This is a genomic window from Bacteroides fragilis NCTC 9343, assembly GCF_000025985.1.
In the GTDB taxonomy this organism is placed as follows: domain Bacteria; phylum Bacteroidota; class Bacteroidia; order Bacteroidales; family Bacteroidaceae; genus Bacteroides; species Bacteroides fragilis.
Genome location: NC_003228.3, coordinates 1,783,062 through 1,797,869, shown reverse-complemented (window position 1 = coordinate 1,797,869; position 14,808 = coordinate 1,783,062). Strand labels below are relative to the sequence as shown.

Here is a 14,808-nt window from a genome sequence, read left to right as displayed (position 1 = left end):
CTCTTTTTACGTGCCTATATCCGTGTTTTGGTTGCTAAAAATTGTTTTCCTGTTTTGCATGCGATAGCTTGTTCCTCCGAGCCTGATAATCTCGCAGCAGTAGAGCAGCCTGTCAAGCAAGGCGGCTGTGACCGCTTCATCCTCCAATGTTTCCAGCCAACGGGTGAGTGCCTTGTTTGCCGTGATGATGAGTGATGTCCTTTCCTGGAAGTCATTGACCAGTTTGAACAGCAACACGGCTTCTTCTCTTTTCAAAGGGAACAGTGTGGCATCGTCTATGGCCAGCAGCCGGGCCTTCATGATCCGCTTGTATGTTTTCATCGCATGTGCGGAGACCTCTTTCGTTTTCAGGCATGTGAGCAGCTCCTCCAGTGTCATCAGATATGCTTCGTATCCCGCTTTTACGGCTTCATACACGAGTCCGGCGGCTATAAAGGTCTTGCCGGTTCCGGAAGGGCCTACCAGGAGAAGATTGTATGCCTGGTTCACCCATACCAGCTCACGCAGTTCGCGCAGCCTCCTGTTATCCATTCCTTCCGCCCTGTCATAGTCGTACAGGTCCAGATCGTATTTGGCGGGGAGTCCGGAGAGTTTCAACCGTGTCAGGTAGCTTTTCCTTTCTCTGCCCTGGATTTCCCTGGCAAGACAATTCGCCAGGAACTCCGAATAGGTCAGTTGCTTCTCCTGTGCTTCATGAAGTATCACACCCACATGTTCTGCCAAGTTCGGTAGTTTCAGGTGCCGTGCATATTCAACCAGCTCCTTTTTATGTTTTATCATAGCCATGGAAGATTTCATTGTAAGACTGTATCAGCCCGGTTTGTCGCGGCGGGCAACTGTCCGTCCTGTCTGTTTCAGTTTCTTTATTCCGTCTCCTGTGCACGTGTTCACACAGGCTTTTAACGGAATCGCCATTGTAGATGCCCTTATCAAGACATATGTGCACTGCCTCTATCAAGATATCCTTGTCATAGCCCGGCATCATGTGCAGAACCACTTCCAGATTATCCTTGTAATAGCGTTCTTTCTTTCTCTTGAGGTTCTCCATCCACAAGGCGACCTCCCGGTTTCCGGATACATAAACAAGGATACGTTCGGCCAGCTTCTGTGCCCCAATACTCTTGGGCCTTCTGTGTCTTTCGTCATAAATCGTTTTTCCTTTTCGGGTACAGAGGGGATGTCTGGCGACGATTTTTCCCGTCTCCTTGCTGTACAGTTCCACATACCCCTCAGTTTCCTGCAACCAGACCCTTGTCTGCCCGCTCCGGTAAGTGCCGCATGGCAGGCTGTAATAATTCCCCCTATACTGGACCGTGTTGTCCTTACGCACGTGATACTCCTTCATCTGCTCCTGTGGTGGCTGCGGTAGACCATAATAAGGTTTCAGGTATCCTTTCTCCACAGCGAACTCCTCAGAGGGGACCAGGCGGGTGGTCCCGTGCACTTTTCCATTACCCGTCCTTTCAAGCCATTTCCGGGCTTCCTCATTCAGCCCGGGGATATCCTGTAAAACACGGGCCACCAGAAAATTCTCTTTCACATACTTCACCACATTCTCCACTTTCCCCTTCGACTCAGGGTCTGACCTGCGACAAAATACCGGCTGGAAATGCTGCTCTTTTATGAATGACTGAAATTTCCCGGTCAGTATCAAATCTCCCAGGTTCTCGCGTGCTATAAGCACCCTGTCCTGGTCATAGATAATCTTTTCAGGCCTGCCCCCGAAATACTGAAAGGCCAGTTCATGGGCATAAATCGCAAGCTCCGTATCAAAAGGACGACGGCTGAAATGGATAAACTTATAGCGGGAACGCGTCAGTACGATGGCGAAGAAGTAAACCTTCGTGCTTCCGCCATTCTTCACAGGTATCCACTTCTCCCCGAAATCCGCCTGGGCATATTCCCCGTAGGGGGTCTCAGGCAACTTTTCGTAATCACGCCGTATCCGGACCTCAGATTTTTTCCCGATACCGTACTTTCTGCGTATCCTGTCCACAAAATTGAATACGGTCTTGTCACATACCCGAGGAAAATCCGGATAGCATTCCTTGAGCCAGTCATGCATACGGGCGGCCGATATGTACGGGTATTCTTCCAGTGTACCCCGTACATACTCCTCGTACTTTCCCAACTTGAGTTCATACTCCCGGTGGGAGTTCTGCTTTCTGAAAAGCTCTTCCCGGCTTGTCCGCAGATATCTCCGCACAGTGCTCCGGTCCACGCCCAGATATTTTCCGATCTGTGTCTTGTTCAGTCCTTTCGACTGAAGTTCTCTTACCTTGTACCACATATACAGTTTGTCTTTTAAATTTTGGCTCTTTGTTTCCATTCCGGTGTCTGTCTCTTTGTTGAGCCGGCAAAGATAGACATTCCCGCAAGGCAGAAAAATCATGCCCCTGTAAAAGTGAGACATACGACTTTCCGTTTTTCCACTGGTAAAGTTACAATCTACAATGCGATGAAAAGATGAAATCTGTCAAGACGTATGAGAAGTATGTGACCGTGTATAATCATCTGAAAGATTTTCTTTACCAACGGTTACATTTGAAAGATATTGCGCTGAAGGAACTGACATTGGCGTTTATCAAAGACTTTGATATGTATCTACGGACCGACAGGCATTGTTGTAATAATACGGTATGGATTTATACGGCTCCCCTGCGGACGATGGTAAACGTGGCTATTGATAATGGATGGCCCACACGTGATCCTTTCCGGAAATATGAGATTGAAAAGGAGGAAACGGCACGCACTTTTCTTAATAAAGATGAAATCGCACGTCTTTTGGATACTCTCATGAAAAATGTCAAGCAAGAACTTATAAGGGATTTATTTTTATTTTGTACATTTACGGGCTTGGCTTTCGCAGATCTGTATAATCTTTCGGAAGAAAACCTGCGGACGTATTTCGATGCTCGTCTGTGGATAAACATTCCACGACAAAAGACAAACGTGGTTTCCAATATCCGTTTGCTGGATATTCCGCACCGACTGATCAACAAGTACCGTGACCTTGCGACGGACGGGAAAGTATTTCCTGTTCCAAGCTATCAGGTATGCTTGTATAACATTCAACATCCAATAGCGAAACGGTGTGGGACAACCAAGCATCTGACGTGGCATGTGAGGAGACATAGAAAATTTTATTTCTCGCTAAAATTCAATAGCTTACAAAATATCTCGGCTTAATAGGTAACTATTTGGAAACCAGCAAAATTCTGTATTTCACTTCGTTTTGCAGTAATTCAAAAGAACGCTTCTTTCAATCGCAAAGATAGTATTTTTCTTCGTTGTAGCCAACACTTCTATCCCCCAAAGCTATAAAAACAACATAAAATAACGCGAGTTATGAGTCAAACGGTTCAAATATTTGCATCCACACATAACGTAATCACCTCAGACATAGTTGGAAATCAAAATAAATTTGTAACTTTGCCTCAAAAATTAGCAAAGATATGCCAGATTTACAAAGCCAATTAAATGAGCAGAAGCGCAAAGTCGACTTCAATACATACGACATGAGCCTAAAAGAACTCGTGTCGATGATTTCAGACGGCATTATTAATATATCACCAGACTATCAACGTCAATTTCGCTGGGGTGACGACCGTCAATCTCGGCTTGTAGAATCTTTGTTTTTAGGGATTCCTGTTCCGTCATTGTTTATGGCTACTAATTCTGATGGAACATGGGAAGTGATAGATGGGGTACAGCGTCTAAGTACCGTGGTTAATTTTGTTTCAGATATTGATACACCAGAACGAGAAAAAATAGGTAAAGCAACTCCGCTGACATTGATTGACCTTGAAAAATTGACCAGTTTCGTCGGAAAGAAGTTCAAGGATTTGTCCTTAACTCTACAGAGAGAATTTCTTTTAAAGCCCATTAAGGTTATTACACTTAGCGATAAGAGTGACAAATTAGTCCGTTTTGATTTATTTGAACGTCTTAATACAGGAGGCATTAAGCTTACAGATCAAGAAATACGTAATTGCATTTTCAAGGGTGATTTTATCAATTTCATTAAAGAATTATCTCAAAAACCAGATTTCGTCAATACTGTAAAATTAAATAGCCAACAGAAGACAGATGGAACTGCTGAAGAGTTTGTGCTTAGATTTTTTGCATGTATATATGACAAGGACGCATTTGAGCATAGTGTGAAAGATTTCTTAAATAAATATGCAGAGAAAGCTTCTCGCCAATTTAATTACCGAGAAGCAGAGCAAATTTTTACAGAAACTTTCGCTCAACTAAAGCGCTTACCACATGGCCTTGTAAAGGCTGCTGGCAAGAACTCAACATCTGTAGTATTGTTTGAGGCCGTAGCAGTTGGTGCCGCAGAGACCATCTCAAAAGGCTCTCATGAATTAAATATTGAGACATTTTATGATTGGGTTTCTTGTCCTGAATTTAGTAGGCTAATAACTGGAGCAACGAACTCCAAACCAAAGTTTGTAAATAGAATCAAATTTTGTTTCGATAAGTTTTCTTCTGTTCGATAATGTTTTTAGATATAGACAAAGAGACTACAGACAGACTTTCTGAAGCTAAATGGTATCTTGATAACATTGCAGAATCTCACAGTACTCCACAGGAGATTTTCAAAGAGAAATTATATAAAGGTTCTTTCTTTGTGAATCTATATGGAGCTATTGAGTATACTGTATGTAATTTGGTGTCGAGGGTTATTGACAAAATCAATGAAGACCAATACGTTCAAGTTACTCATCTGAAACCTTCTCTTCTTTCATTGCTTTTACATAGCGAATGTGATGCTCTATATCAAGCTTCAGATAAAAAATGGATAAAACGGCTGCTCTTATTCAATCGCATTAAGGACGAGGAAAAAAGCAATATTATAAACACATTAATGCCAGCACAATCTGGAAATTTGAAAAGACAGCAAATAGAACAGATTTGCGAAGTATTTGGGGCAGAGTTCCCTGCGATAAACAATCCTGATGTCGGGCACAAATTAAGCACGATAGCAGATAACAGGAATGCGATAGCACATGGCCGCAAAACAGCCTGTGAAGTAGGTAGTCAATATACGAAAGACCTACTCAACGGATATTATATTGCGATTCAAGAGTATTGTTTATATCTAAACCAGCAATTCCACAAATACATTGAAAACAAGCACTATATAAAACTTGAAAAAAGGTAATCTTAACACAACTTTTACAGAGAACTTTTTCGTTATGGAGTGCATTCTGGAGCTACATTTATTAGTGAAGAGGGCGGAAAATAGTATGGTTACCTTCAAAAGTTTTGTGTCTAACTTTTGAGGTGTAGTTCACTTTATGCCCCACACACATTTGTATATAGCCAAATTCAGCAAACTACCGGCTATGGTTGCTGAAATTTATACTTCAATCCATATTCTTCCAGTTTGTTGTACAGCGTCGTACGTCCTATCCCGAGCAGTTCGGCGGCAACCTTGCGGTTACCGTTCGCCTGCTTCAACGCGCGTAAGACACGCTCCTTGTCTTCCGCATCGCTGCGCAGGGCGAAGCTGACAGGTGAGGTCGCCCTCGTCACGGCAAGTTCCAGATGCTCTTTCGTGACAAGACCCGTCTGTGCCTGCAACACCGCGCCCATGATTTTCTGACGAAGCTCGCGGACATTGCCCGGCCACGCATGGGTCAGCAATGTCTTGCGGGCTTCCCCGTCAAAGCCGATGACATCGCATTCCAGTTCCCGGTTCGCAATTTCACGGAAGAACTCAGCCAGCGGCATGACGTCCTCCTGACAATCGCGCAACGGCGGGACGGTTATCTCGAAGTCATGCAGACGGTACAACAAGTCCTGCCGGAAACGCTTTTCATGGACCGCCTTCTCCAGATCCTCGTTGGTGGCGGCGATGATGCGGACATTGAAACTCCGGTCAGACTTGTCGCCAACGGGACGGAACCGCCGTTCCTGTATGGCTCGCAGAAGCATCTGCTGGGTTTCCGGTGCGAGGTTGCCCACCTCGTCTAAGAACAGCGTACCGCCTTCCGCCTCGTGGAAATAGCCTTTCTTGGTGCTGTCCGCACCCGTGAACGCCCCTCTGACGTGTCCGAAGAAAGCCGACGGCGCAAGCTCTTTGGTGAGCGAACCGCAGTCCACAGCCACAAACGGCTTTCCTGCCCGCTTGCTCTTGTCGTGTAGCAGGTGGGCGATATGCTCCTTGCCTGTGCCGTTCTCCCCGAAAATCAGTACACTCATGTCAGTAGGAGCCACCAGCCTTATCCGCTTCATGATGTCTTTGAACGCAGAGCCGTCACGGGAGAACACCGGCATACGGTTTCGTCCGATATTCCGTTCTTTTAATATGGTACGGAGCAGAGGGACGAGTTTGTCCTCCACAAGCTGCTTGGGTATGTAGTCCAGCGAGCCGAGTTTCATGCTTTCAACCGCCGTATGCACTTCGGCATAGTCGGTCATGATAATGAACGGCTGCATCATACCTTCCTTGCGCATCCAGCGCAGCAGGTCGATACCGTTGCCGTCGGGCAGGCGCAGGTCGGAAACCACGATGTCCCCGTCTGCGGCCTGTTGCAGATATTTCTTCGCAGTCGAGAGGTGGAAAGCCTGCACGGTGCGGAATCCCTCGCGTACCAGCAGATTACAGACGAACTCGCAATACACGATGTTGTCCTCCACCACGATGATTTTTGTCTTATCCATTTTCGTATTTTCTCCTTTCTTCTTTTGCCAGCCGGATGATTTCCGAACCCTTATCCAGCACAGCTTTTACAGCATTGCCAATTGTTTTATCGTCAGGTGTGCCATCGCAATGAAGCAATTTGTATAGTTCCCTTAACGGTTGGTCGGCACGGAGTATCTCCCATGAACTTCGCAGGTGGTGTGTCAAGGCATCCAGTTCCTGAAGGTCTTTCTTTAGACCCGCTTCCCTGATTGCCTGCATTTCCTTTTCGGTTTCCGTTATCAGTTTATCCAGCATGACGGCTTCATTGCCTTTTTCCATCAACGAGGTATAACCGATTATTGCGGTTAAAGGTGTGCGCAGTTCATGGGTGATGGTATGCACGGCTTTCTTGCGAGAGGCTATCAGAGCCTCGTTTTGCTCTACCGACTGTTGCAACTGTCCTATTAAATCAGTCGTTTTCTGTTTGTACCGTTTGATTCGGTTGGCATTACGGTGTATGATGATATATGAGATTACCAGCAGGAGGAGGACGAATCCTGTCAGGCTACCTATCTGCATAAACGACTGTTCCCCCATGGCGGTTATCTCGGCTTCCCGTTTTTGCAGATCGGCTTGCACCTTTTTATCCATCTGGTGTATAAATCCGTGCAGTTGCCGGTTAAGTTCCGCATTTCGTACCGCAAGGCTGTCGGTGTGTTCCGACAGACGGCGGCTTTGTGTTTGTTGCTCGGTTATCATGTCCCGGTCGAGGGAACGGAGCATTGTTGTGGTCACGGTTGGCTTTGGCTTTTCTTTCTTGCCGAATATGCCGAGAAATCCTTTCCGCTTCGGTTTTTGCGGTTGTTCCTGCACACTTTTCTGTACGATTATGGGTACTTGACGAGTGATCTTATCATTGATGGCTTGTTGCTGCTCAAATACCTGCACGATTTGACGCATTTGTCGTTCCTTATCTTCGAGAAGATGGCGTACACTGTCTATGCGCTCTGTCGGATAAATCGTTTTGAAACGGCATAGCATACTGTCTATTGCCATGCGTTGATAATGGTAATGTTCCAAATCTGCATCTTCCCACTCCAATACAGTCTCGCCCGATAAAGATAGCTCAATAAGAAAAACAAATATTTCGTGCGATTCTTGGCGAAAAGTATCTATATGACGATTTTGAACTTCCAATTTCTCTAAATCGCACCATTCTTTATACCAAATATACATTATGCCGATAACCAATAATGCCATCAGCAAATAGCCGAGTGAAATTAGATTCTTGATTGATTTCATACTGCCTATAATTTATCCCAACGTCCATCTTTCAGATAAGGCAAAAACTCCCGTATCTTATCTACCGACCAGTCCCACCATTTCAAATCCTGCATCTGTTCTATTATATCAGGACTGAACCGCTTTCGTATCTCCTTTGCGGGGATACCACCTACAATGGTATAGGGCGGAACATCTTTCGTCACAACCGCCCTTGTACCAACAATAGCACCGTCACCGATATGGACACCAGCCATAATAACGGCTTCATAGCCTATCCATACATCATTGCCTATTACGATGTCGCCTTTGTTGTCCCAAGCGGAAGCCACATTTGCCTTATCCAATTCCCAATCTTCATAAAACAGCGGGAACGTGTAAGTCGATAGTGATTTCAGGGTATGATTGGCGCAGTTGAACAGAAATTTTGCACCGCAAGCAATAGAACAGAACTTTCCAATTATCAGCCGTTCATGGTTAATGGGATAGTGATACAACACATTGTTTTGCTCAAACAGACACGGGTCTGAAACAAAATCATTGTAAATGGTATAGTCGCCTATTTCGATAGACGGGTCTTTTACGACAGCATTCAAATAAACGGTTTGCGTGTCACCTTTACGGGGATATATCTTGTTCATCATAAATTTCAGTTCTTAGTATTGTTTATATTTAAGATAAATGACGGATTGTGTACCAAGCAGTATCACATATAAGTATTCCACTGCCCAATATGCCGCTAACGTGACATTACAATAACCTAATCCCCATAAGCAGAACAGATAAGCAATAGTAGTTATCACCTGAAAAATGAATACCGTCCGTGTCGCTCCCGTTCCTGTTGTAGCATTCAGATAGACGTAACCGGGTAGTGCAAAGAAGTAATTCAATAGCATGACAAGAAAAGGCGGCCATGCAAGCTGTATGATAGCGGGATTTTCCGTATAAGCCCCTATAATGTGCTGGTGAAAGAACAACGCAAAAGTAATCAGTGGAATGCCTGTCGCATATCCTAAACGGATAATCTTATGGCAAAGCGGAAATACTTTTTTCTTTTCACCTGCTCCAATCAGGTTACTCACCAAAGAACCGGTGACACCTGCCAACGCATTGACGATAACGGAAAACAGTGCGGAAACACTTCTTACAATGTTCGATACTGCCAATTCCTTTTCTCCCAAACGTTCGATAGCCACGAAGAACAGAAACCAAATGGCTACACTTGTAAAGAACTGGAGCATACTCCATACCGAGATAGAAAATACCTCTTTCAATATAGTTATATCAATATGCCAGTATAAACCATACGCTTTTTTATCAATGTGCCGAAACATATATGCAGCCAATACAGCCAGCGAACACATTTCGGCAGATGAAGATGCGATAGTGATGGCGGAACTTCCTATATATTCTGGATTACAGAGCGTTCCTTATTGTTTTATCGGTTGTTTTCTGCCACTGCCGGCACGCAGGATCCTTCCGGTCTTTATGATGGCTTTCGGAGTAACATACACTGAAGTCTCTTTCCACCGGACGTTCCGGAGCGTATGGTAGCCGGCCCCGATCCGGTCCGCACTCAAATGGTCATAAATGGCGGCAATACTGCCGAAAAAATAGTCTTTTTTCTCAAAAACGAGATGTACATATACCACTTTAGTCATAGTCAGTTGTTTTTTACGAATATATGCAAATAATCAATATATGTCTATGTCTTGCGGCAAGAACATGCAAATAGTAATTATTTGCACATGGAAGTATTATTTACTGAAAACTTGCTTTTACTTTATAAGTATTTATGCTGTTGAAATAAAAACATAAACAGGTGTTTTAAGTATTATATAAAGTCTGCTCAAACAAAAAAGAAAAACCCCGTCTTCCCTTGAAAGGAAAAACGGGGAGGTGTAATAATAAAGGAAATAGCCTGCGTTACATCTCTTTGGCGTATCCTGTCCGAATCAAATCGGCAAGGAAATTCTCCGGTGTATCAGTGGCAATCCTCACACCGGCCTGAATCACGTAACGTTCGGCAAAATTGCACATGTACTGTTCGTCGGTACAGTTGGAATCCATCCAACTGCCCGTGCGAAGTTCATGTACAAACTCTTTAGCATCGGAGGCGGTTATACGCTCGTCCCCCGGCAACATATATATCTTTTTATTCATATTATTCATACCATTAATTTTTTTGTTCTTAATTTATAATATAATTTTTGTTTTTCCCCCAAGAAAGGAAAATCTTCCAGTCTGATTCCTGCCGGAAGTGAAGCTGTGGATGCAAAGATAATCATTCTTCCCAAGAATCTCACCCAATTCTCTATTTTTGTAAAATTGATCGTTCCCGAGTGCTGTCTGAACTCCACTGTCCTGTGGCGTGAATAAGCTTCAAGGTTTACTTTCATGTACCTGCTGCCGAAGAGTCTTTGTAGTGACTCGATACTTTCCGCCGATCTGATATCTTCATCGGAGAACCCTCTGAGAGAACGGCAATAGGTATTTCTGTTTCCCCTGCGTGAGGCAGGCATGAACTTGTCTATTTCAGTTTCGGCATGTTTGTAGGAAAGGATTAAGTTCTGCCAAGTTGTAAGATTAAAGTCACCTGCATTAAAATGTACATGGACTCCACAGCTGCTATTTATCTTTACATTGTATGCGTCCAGCACCCAGCATACCCTCTCCAGTACCTCCAAACCCTGCTCACCGCAGAGGATCGGGCTGACCAGCTCAAAAGTATGGCTTCCCTCCAAACTTCCGTCCGTGGTCAGTTTCCAGTTGCTGTTGGTCTCGGCATTACGGCTTCCAATTTCCACAGGGATGCCAGCCTCCCGAAGCGCATCCGTCAAGGTCTGTCTTGGGCAGTTGTAGGCTTCGATCTCAACCCCGAAGCAACGATTAAAAGTATAGTCGGGTTCTGGTCTTAAGACAGTCGCTGTCTGTGAAGCGGGAAGCAGACCCTCGTCCCTCATTCTCTTATAGACGTTCCACACGAAGCCACGGTTTCCACGGGTAAGGAGGTCGGCAATTTCACGGTGTGAAAGTCCGATCAGAAGAAGCTTACGGATTTTTGAGGTTTTTGTTCCACTCTCGGCTAAAATGCGTCTAATTGTTTCATTCATAACTTGTTATCTCCTTTATTATTATATAACAAAGGTAATGATTTTTCTCCGTTCTTGCAAATTCAAGCATGCTCTTTATCAGCATATTAGCTTACTTTCGCTTCTGCTAAAAGTTGTATCCGTCCCACCGGAAACAGGGTGTTTTTTCTTTCATGGGGAGGATTTTTTTGGGGGGCCCGTCGCTCTCCCTTGCAGCCTTCCCACCCTTTTGCGATGTCATGTCTTTTCAGGGGAGGAAGTTCACCGGCAGCCATGCCCCTGCCTGATGTTCCGGGCCTCTCGGAAGCGTCCCGGGCTAAGGGCCGGAGGTCCCTTAGTAAATTCCTGATAAGGAAGAGCAAGAGGAGTTCCCGCACACGGGAACATAAATCAACGCAAAGCGCTGATAATAAACAGGATATTAAAATCTTTGTTAACCGATAATAAACATGTTGTAAACATCATGCTCGTAACATCTTGTTAATAAGCCTTTAAATCGTGTAAACGCATCGTTTACGGAAATTAATAAACCATTGTTTATCAATATATTGCGATGTTTTTGAAAAAATAATAAGTTTACCTTTGGTACTTATTTTTTTATAAATAACTTTGTTTCAAAAAGATAGATGTTAAAATGAAGCAAAAAGGAGTGGAAAAACTGACTTGTTTTCTCAGAGTGTCTCCCAGCGTTAAATATCGGCTTGACATAAACAGCGGTACGCAATCTAACAATGCTTACATCAGCCAGATGATGGAATATTTTGAAGTGTCCGGACTGACCCCGCAACAGATAACCAAGCAGCCGATAGTGCAGATCCAGAAAAGGATGGAGGATGTTATTAAAATACTCAGAAGTTATGAAAGGGATTATTTTAAGCCGGATCGTGAAAAGGAATCGAAAGACGGCAAGTTTGCGGAGGACTATGCCCGGGTGATGAACGAGCTCCGGGATCTGAAAGATGAAAACCGGAAATTGAAGGAAAGGCTGCAGGCGGATGATCTCCATACCCAAGACGCCGCCGTATACCAGGACAAGCTCAAACGGCTGGGCGAGCTGATGAAATACCAGCTCGATCCGGAGAAGTTTCCAAGGATAAAATACAGCGATGATGTAAGAGTCCCCGTCAACACCCTGCAGCTGCTTATCAAGAAGATCAACGAGGAATATGTATTGTAAACCGCATAGGCCGGGAAACACTCCGCAGGTACCGGATAACAAGGGAAAATGCACCCGGCTGGTAGACTACCTGAGTAAGGAGTCCCAGGTCGAGCGTCCCTATTATGACAATTTTTTCTCACAGCAAAAAGATTATGTTATACCCCTGACTGTCAAGAATCATATAGACAACAACCACAGGACCCTGAAAAGCAACGATGACAAATTCTATATGCTTTCCATCAATCCCAGCGGTGACGAACAGAGACATCTGATAGAAAGGGTGACCGGACGGAAGGTCGGGGAGTTCTCGGAACTGACTCCCGGGGAGCAGGAGAGTGTGCTGGCACAGATGAAGAAATTCACCCGCGAATGTATGGATGAATATGCCCGTAACTTCTACCGTGAGAAAATAAAATCAGGGGATGACCTGGTCTGGTACGGCCGTGTGGAAACGGAACGCCACTATAAGAATGATGATCCGGAGGTTAAGGCCGGCAGGGTAAAGGCGGGAGATAAGAAGCCCGGGCTCCAGCTTCATGTACATGTGATCGTTTCCCGCATGGACAGGACGCAGACCGTATCACTCTCCCCGCTGTCAAAAAGCAGGGGAAACCGGCAGATACTTGAAGGCAGGGAAGTCGTGGTAGGTTTTGACCGTTCCCAATGGTCCTCCCGGTGCGCTTCACGCTTCAACCAGTCATATGATTATTTCCCTAATTACTATTCCAGGGATGAAAGCCTGAGGAAGTATTCCGAGAACTGGCAGGCCAAAAACGAACTGAAGAACGAGGCGGTCTCAAAGCTCAAACAGGAAGTTCTCAAAGGGGAGCTGAAGGAAGAAAGACGTCTGTATGCCAACACCTTCCGGATTTACCGGTTTGTGGTAAATCCCAGAAAGGCAATTATTCAGGAACTTAAAAGGCTGGGGACGGATCTTCTTTCCGGAAGGGACCTGTAGCCCCGGCCTGTCCTTACTATTCACATGGGAAAAGGGAGCGTACCTCCTCAAGGATCCTGGCAAAATTCCCGGATATTTCTCCCGGTTCCAGGACCCGGACGTCGGGCAGTGGTTTTTCATCCTTTTCTTTAAACTCCCCGAGCATCACCTTGAAGTATCTGACATTGGCACGGGTGGCGGATCCGATGAACTCTCCCGGCTCGAGATCCGCAAAATCCCTGCCCTGGTAGATATCCTCTTTCTGGGAAGAGATGGTAACGCTCCGGTTCGAACTGCTGCCGCTTTTTCCCGTGCTCCGGGATTTTCTTTCCTTTTCCTCTTTACCGAACATCTGCGGATAATATTTCAGGGCTTCCACATCCTTGGTACGTCCGAAGAACTGGATTCCGAAATTGGCTTCCACGGAGGACCGGTCGAGTTTACCATACAGGGCTTCCAGTTTTGCGCCGGACTGTGTAAGCAGCACAAAGCCGACCTTGTATTCGCGCAAGACCGAAGGCAGCGTCTCAAAGTTCTTGATATTGACTGTTGTCATTTCATCCAGGAAATAGACGAAAGGCACTTTGTTCTGCATGGTGAACTGGCGGGTGGATATGCTCATAAGCATGCCTATCACCGGGGCATAGACCGAATTCTTGGAAAAATTGTTGCTGATGGCGAACAGTTTCGGATCTTCCGGATCGATCAGGTTGAAGTCAAAATCATCCCCTGAAAGGATATAGGCTATCTCTTCATTCTGTGAAATGGTCGACAGGTTGTTACACAGGGTGGAAAGGTAGGATGCCTGGGTCTTTTCGGAACCTTCGGCCTTGAGATACGCGCCGGCCATCATTTCCGCAACGAGGTTCTGCTGCAGGAATATGGACAGCTGCCTGGTAGAGGCGGTCATGATAAAGGCCATGATATGGGGCAGCGTGCAATACTCGGGAAATTCATCCCAAAAGCGGAAGGCTACCCCGCGCAGGATACCCAGCCCCCCGGCCACCCATTCATTCTGCTTTTCCCCCTTGGGAAGCAGTGCGAGCAGGACATCTTCCATGAGCTGCATCAGCTCGGTACGGTCCTTTACCACCTTGAGCGGGTTGAACCGGTATGAACGTTCCGGCTTGTCGAAACTCACGTAGTAAAACTTGTGCGGGTAGCCGTACTTCTTTGTCAGGTTATAGGCCGTCTGCGTGTAGTCCACGTCCTTAAAATCGTAGATGAACCCTGCGAAGCCCAGCCTGATATATTCCTCCAGCAGCCATTTGCCGATACTCTTTGTCTTTCCCGAACCGGCCCCTCCATAGACCAGGAAATTGGAATAATAGTAATAGAATTCCAGATGGCGGTATGGAACCCCGGAAATGACGGGCAACCTGATCGGGGACTTGTTCTCTTTCCGTCCTGAAGGCTTGAGATGTTCCCATGCGGTGGAGAAAGCGAATATGGCCACCGAACCGCAGGCCGGCCATAATGCGTATGCGGGAAAGAACAGGTATGCCATGAAGGTCTCGCCCGCTATGCATATAAGAAAGACAGGCAGGTTGACATACCATTTCCGGTTCAGGGTGCAAACTCCCGTCACCAGGCAGGCCAGTGCCAGAATAATAAGCTTGATATAAGGAATAAGATTCTCCATAACAATTTACTTTAATGATTTACTTCAATAATCTGATTACTTTAATTTGATTGATATACG

The 14,808-nt window shown here is 45.4% G+C and carries 12 protein-coding genes and 3 pseudogenes; 5 read left to right on the top strand and 10 right to left on the bottom strand.

The features are described from left to right. Positions 1 to 6 precede the first annotated feature (6 nt). Positions 7 to 798 (bottom strand): IS21-like element ISBf1 family helper ATPase IstB, encoded by a 792-nt coding sequence (istB, locus tag BF9343_RS07075; RefSeq protein ID WP_010992545.1) that lies wholly within the window; start codon positions 796 to 798, stop codon positions 7 to 9. Then, positions 767 to 2,514, bottom strand: a pseudogene (istA, locus tag BF9343_RS07070) (IS21-like element ISBf1 family transposase). The gene istB and the pseudogene istA overlap by 32 nt, the downstream one beginning before the upstream one ends. On the opposite strand from istA, the pseudogene BF9343_RS07065 reads away from it, so the two are divergent. The 3 genes and pseudogenes from BF9343_RS07065 to BF9343_RS07055 all read left to right on the top strand — a co-directional run. Then, positions 2,482 to 3,135 (top strand): annotated as a pseudogene (locus BF9343_RS07065) (site-specific integrase); the annotation flags it as partial. The pseudogenes istA and BF9343_RS07065 overlap by 33 nt on opposite strands. Before the next feature lie 320 nt (positions 3,136 to 3,455). Further along, entirely contained in the window at positions 3,456 to 4,505 is a 1,050-nt protein-coding gene (locus tag BF9343_RS07060) for a DUF262 domain-containing protein (protein WP_032573668.1), read from the top strand. Beyond that, positions 4,505 to 5,170, top strand: coding sequence for an MAE_28990/MAE_18760 family HEPN-like nuclease (locus BF9343_RS07055; protein ID WP_010992541.1), 666 nt, complete (start codon positions 4,505 to 4,507; stop codon positions 5,168 to 5,170). The genes BF9343_RS07060 and BF9343_RS07055 overlap by 1 nt, the downstream gene beginning before the upstream one ends. Positions 5,171 to 5,352: 182 nt before the next feature. On the opposite strand, the gene BF9343_RS07050 is transcribed toward BF9343_RS07055, so the two are convergent. From BF9343_RS07050 to BF9343_RS07020, 7 genes and pseudogenes are all read right to left on the bottom strand, one after another. After that, the gene (locus tag BF9343_RS07050) at positions 5,353 to 6,675 is read right to left on the bottom strand and encodes a sigma-54-dependent transcriptional regulator (RefSeq protein ID WP_010992540.1); all 1,323 of its coding nucleotides are present in this window, start codon (positions 6,673 to 6,675) and stop codon (positions 5,353 to 5,355) included. Continuing rightward, on the bottom strand, positions 6,668 to 7,939 hold the full coding sequence (locus BF9343_RS07045) for a histidine kinase dimerization/phospho-acceptor domain-containing protein (RefSeq protein ID WP_010992539.1): 1,272 nt from the start codon (positions 7,937 to 7,939) through the stop codon (positions 6,668 to 6,670). The genes BF9343_RS07050 and BF9343_RS07045 overlap by 8 nt, the downstream gene beginning before the upstream one ends. Positions 7,940 to 7,944: 5 nt before the next feature. After that, positions 7,945 to 8,562, bottom strand: coding sequence for a CatB-related O-acetyltransferase (locus BF9343_RS07040; RefSeq protein WP_010992538.1), 618 nt, complete (start codon positions 8,560 to 8,562; stop codon positions 7,945 to 7,947). A gap of 12 nt (positions 8,563 to 8,574) precedes the next feature. After that, a pseudogene (locus BF9343_RS07035) lies at positions 8,575 to 9,315 on the bottom strand (MATE family efflux transporter); the annotation flags it as partial. A 33-nt stretch (positions 9,316 to 9,348) separates the two neighbouring features. Beyond that, positions 9,349 to 9,579, bottom strand: a complete 231-nt coding sequence (locus tag BF9343_RS07030) for a hypothetical protein (RefSeq protein ID WP_010992536.1) — start codon at positions 9,577 to 9,579, stop codon at positions 9,349 to 9,351. A gap of 265 nt (positions 9,580 to 9,844) precedes the next feature. Continuing rightward, a complete protein-coding gene (locus tag BF9343_RS07025) occupies positions 9,845 to 10,090 on the bottom strand; it encodes a hypothetical protein (RefSeq protein ID WP_009292199.1) in 246 nt (81 codons plus the stop codon). Then, positions 10,087 to 11,031 (bottom strand): amidoligase family protein, encoded by a 945-nt coding sequence (locus tag BF9343_RS07020; RefSeq protein WP_010992535.1) that lies wholly within the window; start codon positions 11,029 to 11,031, stop codon positions 10,087 to 10,089. Before BF9343_RS07020 ends, BF9343_RS07025 begins: the two co-directional genes overlap by 4 nt. Positions 11,032 to 11,644: 613 nt before the next feature. On the opposite strand from BF9343_RS07020, the gene bfmA reads away from it, so the two are divergent. Together bfmA and bfmB are read left to right on the top strand one after the other, a co-directional pair. Beyond that, complete coding sequence (bfmA, locus tag BF9343_RS07015; protein ID WP_010992533.1) at positions 11,645 to 12,187, top strand: pathogenicity island mobilization protein BfmA; 543 nt, start codon at positions 11,645 to 11,647, stop codon at positions 12,185 to 12,187. After that, on the top strand, positions 12,177 to 13,127 hold the full coding sequence (gene bfmB / locus BF9343_RS07010) for a pathogenicity island mobilization protein BfmB (RefSeq protein ID WP_010992532.1): 951 nt from the start codon (positions 12,177 to 12,179) through the stop codon (positions 13,125 to 13,127). The genes bfmA and bfmB overlap by 11 nt, the downstream gene beginning before the upstream one ends. 16 nt (positions 13,128 to 13,143) lie before the next feature. On the opposite strand, the gene bfmC is transcribed toward bfmB, so the two are convergent. Next, positions 13,144 to 14,748 (bottom strand): pathogenicity island mobilization protein BfmC, encoded by a 1,605-nt coding sequence (gene bfmC, locus BF9343_RS07005; protein ID WP_010992531.1) that lies wholly within the window; start codon positions 14,746 to 14,748, stop codon positions 13,144 to 13,146. Positions 14,749 to 14,808: the final 60 nt, after the last annotated feature.